A 5,714-nucleotide genomic window follows, 5' to 3' on the forward strand; every position below is an offset into this window, starting at 1 on the left:
TCCCGCGCGAGCGGGGGGGATAGGGCTCCCCGGGGGCGGTGCGGGCGGGTGTCGCCCGGCTCCGAGGGGCCGGTCAGCCCCTGGCCGACCAGCTTGTCGCGCAGGAACTCGAAGGTCTTGACGTTCTCCGGGGAGTCGATCGCGTAGGCCTCTTCGTTGTCGGTGTAGCCACCGCCGCCCGCGAGCATCCACATCATCGTCTCGGCCTGCGCCTCCTCGCGGCCCAGCGGCAGCGCGAAGGGGGTCGCCACGCCCGCCGCCTTGAGCTTCTTCGCGGCGGCCTCCAGGTCGGCCCAGCTCTTGGGCTGCCAGCCGGCCTTGGCGTCCTTGGCGATGACCCCGGCGTCCGTGAGCAGCTTCTCGTTGTAGAAGAGCAGGCGGGTGCTGGCCACGAACGGCATGCCGTACTGGACGCGCTTGACCTTGCCGGCGTCGGCGAGCGGCGCCAGGAAGTCGGCTTCGGTGGTGACGGAGAGCAGCTCGTCGGCGGTGTAGAGCTTGCCGGCCTCCGCGTAGTCGGCGTAGGCGCCGATCTGCGCGATGTCGGGGGCCTTGCCGGCCTTGACCATGGCCGCGACCTTGGCGTCGACCTCGGACCAGGAGTAGACGCTGACCTCGACCTTGACGCCGGGGTGGTCCTTCTCAAAGCCGGCGGCCAGGTCCTTCCAGTACCCCGAGGAGGAGTTCTGCGGATTGTCCCCGTAATCGGCCGCCACGACCCGCAGGGTCACCTCGTTGTCCCCGGTGAGGCTCCCCACGGCTCCGCAGCCGGTCAGTGCCGCGGCGGTCAGGCTCAGCGCGGCTCCGGTCGCGGCCAGGCTCAGGTAACGGCCCTTCACAGTTCTCGATCCACCCCTTGTTGTACGTACGATCCACGTAAGGTCTACACCACTTTGGCGCCTCGTCCACATCCGGGAACGCACCGTGTCCGGGCAGTGGCAGAACCGTGGTCCCGAATTTGTATGGCAGCTCAACAATCCCCTCCAATGGACTAGACCTTTCCCCGCCGAACACGCGAGACTGTCACCTGTGAAACCCGTGAAACACGTCATCGCCCTCGATGTGGGCGGCACCGGGATGAAGGCCGCCCTCATCGCCGACGAGGGCACCCTGCTCCACGAAGCGCGCCGCGCCACCGGCCGCGAACGGGGCCCCGACGCCGTCGTCGAGACGATCCTGGAGTTCGCCGCCGAGCTCTGCGAACTCGGCCGCGAACGCTTCGGCGCGCCCGCCTGCGCGGCCGGCGTCGCCGTCCCCGGCATCGTCGACGCCGAGAACGGGATCGCCGTCTACGCGGCCAACCTGGGCTGGCGCGACGTACCGATGCGCGCCCTGCTCAGCAGACGCCTCCACGGCATCCCGGTGGCCCTCGGCCACGACGTGCGCACGGGCGGACTCGCCGAAGGCCGCATCGGCGCCGGCCGCGGCGCCGACCGGTTCCTGTTCGTCCCGCTGGGCACCGGCATCGCCGGCGCCATCGGCATCGCCGGCCGCATCGAGGCCGGCGCCCACGGCTACGCGGGCGAGATCGGCCACATCGTGGTCCGCCCCGGCGGCCCCGCCTGCGGCTGCGGCCAGTACGGCTGCCTGGAGACCCTCGCCTCCGCGTCCGCCGTCAGCCGCGCCTGGGCGAGCGCCTCCGGCGACCCCGACGCGGACGCCGCGGACTGCGCCAAGGCCGTCGAATCCGGTGACGGGCGCGCCCGCGCGGTGTGGCTCGCCGCGGTCGGCGCCCTCGCCGACGGCCTGGTCACCGCGATCACCCTGCTGGACCCGCGCACGCTGATCATCGGTGGCGGCCTCGCCGAGGCGGGGGAAACCTTGTTCACACCACTACGGAAGGCCGTCGAGGAACGCGTCACGTTCCAGCGGCTGCCCGACATCGTGCCGGCGGCCCTCGGGGACACCGCCGGATGCCTGGGCGCAGGGCTGCTCGCCTGGGACCTACTCGCCACGGAGGTACCTGCCTGATGTCCGGAAGCGCACACAGCACCGTCCTCTCCGGCGCCAGGGTGGTCCTGCCCACCGGGACCGTGGCGGGCGGCCGCGTCATCGTCGACGGTGACCGCATCGCCGGCAGCGCCGGCGAGGGCGCTCGCACCGTCGACCTGTCCGGGCACTGGCTCGTCCCCGGCTTCGTGGACATGCACAACCACGGCGGGGGCGGCGCCTCCTTCACCTCCGGCACCGCCGAGGAGGTCCTCAAGGGCGTACGCACCCACCGCGAGCACGGCACCACCACCCTCGTCGCCTCCACCGTCACCGGCGACCTGGACGAACTGGCCCGCCGCGCCGGGCTGCTCGCCGAACTGACCCAGCAGGGCGAGATCGCGGGCATCCACTTCGAGGGCCCGTTCATCAACCCCTGCCGCAAGGGCGCGCACAAGGAGGAACTGCTGCGCGACCCCGACCCGGCCGAGGTCCGCAAGCTGATCGACGCCGCGCACGGCGCCGCCCGCATGGTCACCCTGGCCACCGAACTCCCGGGCGGCCTGGACTCCGTACGGCTGCTGGCCGAACACGGGGTCATCGCCGCGATCGGCCACACCGACTCCACGTACGACCAGACGCGCCAGGCCATCGACGCGGGCGCGACCGTGGCCACCCACCTGTACAACGCGATGCCCGCCATGGAACACCGCGCCCCCGGCCCGATCGCCGCACTGCTGGAGGACGAGCGGGTCACCGTCGAGCTCATCAACGACGGCACGCACCTGCACCCGGCCATGCTGGAACTGGCCTTCCACCACGCGGGCGCGCACCGCGTCGCGCTGATCACCGACGCGATGGACGCGGCCGGCTTCGGCGACGGGATCTACCACCTGGGACCGCTGGAGGTCGAGGTCAAGGAGGGCGTGGCCCGCCTGGTCGAGGGCGGCTCCATCGCCGGCTCGACGCTGACCCTGGACACCGCCTTCAAGCGGTCGGTGACCCTGGACAAGCTGCCCGTCGAATCCGTGGTCCAGGCGATCTCCGCCAACCCCGCCAAGCTGATCGGCCTGTACGACGAGGTCGGCTCGCTGGAGCCCGGCAAGTACGCCGACCTGGTCGTCCTGGACGCCGAGTTCGACGTCAAGGGCGTCATGCGGCGCGGGGAATGGATCGTCGACCCGCTGGTCTGAGCGGGCAGCGCGGGCAAGCGGGCCGCCCCGGGACTGGGCCGCCCGCACTCCTGTTTGGCATGATCCCGGCACACACCGAGACCGGGACCTGCCATGATCCTCACCGTGACGCTCAACACCGCACTCGACGTCACCCACCATGTACCGAAGCTGATTCCGCACGCCTCGCACCGGGTCACCACCGTGACCGAGCGGGCCGGCGGCAAGGGCCTCAACGTCGCCCGGGTGCTGGCCGCCCTCGGCCACGACGTCACCGCGACCGGCTTCGCGGGCGGCCGCACGGGCGCCGCCGTCCGCGAACTGCTCGCCGGGTCACCGCGGGTGACGGACGCTCTGGTGCCCTGCGCGGGACCCACCCGGCGCACCCTGGCCGTCGTCGACCGGGCCTCCGGCGACACCACGCAGTTCAACGAGCCCGGCCCGCAGATCGGTTCCGCGGAATGGACCGCCTTCCTCGCCCGCTACGAGGCCCTGCTGACCGGCGCCGCCGCGGTCGCCCTCTGCGGCAGCCTCCCGCCCGGCGTGCCCGTCGGCGCGTACGCCACCCTCGTACGGTCGGCCCGCGCGACCGGCGTGCCCGTCCTCCTGGACACCAGCGGGGAGGCCCTGCGCCGCGGGGTCGCCGCCCGCCCCGAGATGATCAAGCCGAACGCCGCCGAGCTCGCCGAGCTGACCGGCTCCCGCGAGCCGCTCCAGGCCACCCGCGACGCCCGCCGCCGCGGCGCGCACGCCGTGGTGACCTCGCTCGGCCCCGGCGGGCTGCTGGCGGCCACCGCCCAGGGCACCTGGCAGGCGGCCCCACCGCGCGCCCTGACGGGCAACCCGACCGGAGCCGGTGACTCCGCCGTCGCGGGACTCCTGTCGGCCCTCACGGAGGGCCTGGACTGGCCCGAGCGGCTGACCCGCGCGGTGGCCCTTTCCGCCGCCACCGTGCACGCCCCGACGGCGGGAGAGTTCGACCCCCGCACCTACGAACAGGTACGGGGGTCGGTGACACTGACGGAGCGTTGAGCCGCCGCGCTCAGCCCTTCTCGAGCCAGAGCTGGTCGAGGTTGACCTCGCACTGGTTGCCGGCCTCGCACGAGATCTTGATCGTGTTCGTGCCCTGCTTGAGCGTCACGAGCGACCAGGTGTTGGTCCAGCCCTTGTCCCACTCGCCCGGCTTGGCCTGGCTGAAGTTCTTCATGTTGATCGGCCGGGACTGCGCCTCGCCGTTGACGGTCAGCGTGGTGCTGGCGTCCTTGCCCGGCACCCCGTAGACCATCTTCAGCTTGTACTGGCCCGCCTTGGCCACGTCCACGGTCCAAGTCGCAGCGGCACCGGGAGCGTTCAGACCGCCCACGTACTGGCCGCCGGTGCTCTTGGCACCGGCCACCGTGCCTTCCAGGTGCGCGCCGCCGGTCAGGGACATGCCCGCGCCCGAGGCGTCCGCCTTGGGCAGCGGCGCGTCCGCGGACGCCGAGGTGCTCGGCTGCGCGGACTGCGAGTTCTGCGGCTGCGCGGAGGGCTGCCCGCCCGCCGTGCCGCCGGTGTCCTTGTCCTTGTCCTTGTCGCCGAAGGCCAGGGCCGCACCGATGCCGATCACGACCGCGGCGACCACCGCGACCGCCGCGATGAGCATGCCCTTGCGGCTGGAACCACCGCTTCCGCCGTGACCGCCCGGAGCGGGGATCGTCGTGGTGGTCTGCCCCTGCTGCGGCGGAACCCCGTAGCCGCCCGCCTGGAGGGCTTCCGGGGCCTGGTACTGGGCCTGGTAGGCCGGCGGCTGCGGCTGCGCCGGAACCTGGCCGCGCTGGCCGCCGTACGTCCGCTCCCCCACGGTGCGCACCTGGTTGTACGAGGTGCGGGGGACACCGGGCTGCGCGCCGGGCTGCCCACCGACCGTCGGGCCGGGGTAGCCGTATCCACCGCCCTGCGTGGGCGGGGTGGCTCCGGCGGCCTGGCCGTCCGCGTAGAGATAGCCGAACGGATCGTCGTCCTCGGGCTGGTTCGCCCCGCTGTTCGGGCCGTGGTTCGCGGGCGTCGTCATCGCAGGTCACTCCTTTCGACCCACGGGAGCCTACCCCGAACACGTGCACCCACGGGTGGCCGATCGCCTCAGCCGGCCCGGCGGTGCGCCTTGGAGCGGGACCTTTTCTCGATGTACATCCGCTGGTCGGCCGAGCGCAGCACCTCGTCCGCGGACATGCCGCAGCTGGCCCAGCCGATGCCGAAACTCGCGCCCACGCGCACCGCGCGGCCGTCCACCCGGATCGGCGGAATGATCGCGTTGCGCAGCCGCACGGCCAGGTCGGCGGCGTCGGCGGCGCCCAGCCCGTCCGCGAGGACGACGAATTCGTCACCACCCAGCCGAGCGACGGTGTCACCGTCCCTGACGCCCGTCGTCAGCCGCCGGGCCACCTCGATCAGGACCGCGTCACCCGTGTGGTGCCCGAACCGGTCGTTGATCGACTTGAATCCGTCGAGGTCGCAGAAGAGCACCGCGAGCCCCTTCGTCCCGTCGTCGACGTCGCTCGCGGGCGCCACCGTGTGCACGTGGTGGTCGTACGGGCCCGTGCCGGAGCCGGGCGTCCCGGGCGCACCGGGCACCCC

6 protein-coding genes are annotated in these 5,714 nt (G+C 72.8%); 3 read left to right on the plus strand and 3 right to left on the minus strand.

Features of this window, described 5'->3' with window-relative positions; all coding sequences use genetic code 11:
• Nucleotides 1-839, minus strand: an 839-nt coding sequence (locus ACFXA3_RS28310) for an ABC transporter substrate-binding protein (RefSeq protein ID WP_385191297.1), incomplete at its 3' end; no start/stop codon positions are given.
• A 199-nt stretch (nt 840-1,038) separates the two neighbouring features.
• On the opposite strand from ACFXA3_RS28310, the gene ACFXA3_RS28315 reads away from it, so the two are divergent.
• The 3 genes from ACFXA3_RS28315 to ACFXA3_RS28325 all read left to right on the plus strand — a co-directional run bounded on the left by ACFXA3_RS28315 (nt 1,039) and on the right by ACFXA3_RS28325 (nt 4,133).
• On the plus strand, nt 1,039-1,971 hold the full coding sequence (locus ACFXA3_RS28315) for an ROK family protein (RefSeq protein WP_385191303.1): 933 nt from the start codon (nt 1,039-1,041) through the stop codon (nt 1,969-1,971).
• Nucleotides 1,971-3,122 carry an N-acetylglucosamine-6-phosphate deacetylase gene (gene nagA, locus ACFXA3_RS28320; RefSeq protein WP_385191298.1) on the plus strand — a complete coding sequence of 384 codons (1,152 nt, stop codon included), beginning with the start codon at nt 1,971-1,973 and terminating at the stop codon, nt 3,120-3,122. Before ACFXA3_RS28315 ends, nagA begins: the two co-directional genes overlap by 1 nt.
• Before the next feature lie 93 nt (nt 3,123-3,215).
• Entirely contained in the window at nt 3,216-4,133 is a 918-nt protein-coding gene (locus ACFXA3_RS28325; protein ID WP_385191299.1) for a 1-phosphofructokinase family hexose kinase, read from the plus strand.
• 10 nt (nt 4,134-4,143) lie between these two features.
• Here ACFXA3_RS28325 and ACFXA3_RS28330 read toward each other — a convergent pair whose 3' ends face one another.
• Together ACFXA3_RS28330 and ACFXA3_RS28335 are read right to left on the minus strand one after the other, a co-directional pair.
• Nucleotides 4,144-5,151 (minus strand): CBM35 domain-containing protein, encoded by a 1,008-nt coding sequence (locus ACFXA3_RS28330; RefSeq protein WP_385191300.1) that lies wholly within the window; start codon nt 5,149-5,151, stop codon nt 4,144-4,146.
• A 68-nt stretch (nt 5,152-5,219) separates the two neighbouring features.
• Nucleotides 5,220-5,714: GGDEF domain-containing protein (locus ACFXA3_RS28335; RefSeq protein ID WP_385191301.1), on the minus strand; the 495-nt coding region annotated here is incomplete at its 5' end.

It is taken from the genome of Streptomyces sp. NPDC059456 (genome assembly GCF_042750055.1).
Taxonomy (GTDB): Bacteria; Actinomycetota; Actinomycetes; order Streptomycetales; family Streptomycetaceae; genus Streptomyces.

Excerpts from the sequence above, each read along its gene's own strand:
- nagA (WP_385191298.1), top strand. The coding sequence starts at position 1,971 with ATGTCCGGAAGCGCACACAGCACCGTCCTCTCCGGCGCCAGGGTGGTC.
- ACFXA3_RS28325 (WP_385191299.1), top strand. The coding sequence starts at position 3,216 with ATGATCCTCACCGTGACGCTCAACACCGCACTCGACGTCACCCACCAT.
- ACFXA3_RS28330 (WP_385191300.1), bottom strand. The coding sequence starts at position 5,151 with ATGACGACGCCCGCGAACCACGGCCCGAACAGCGGGGCGAACCAGCCC.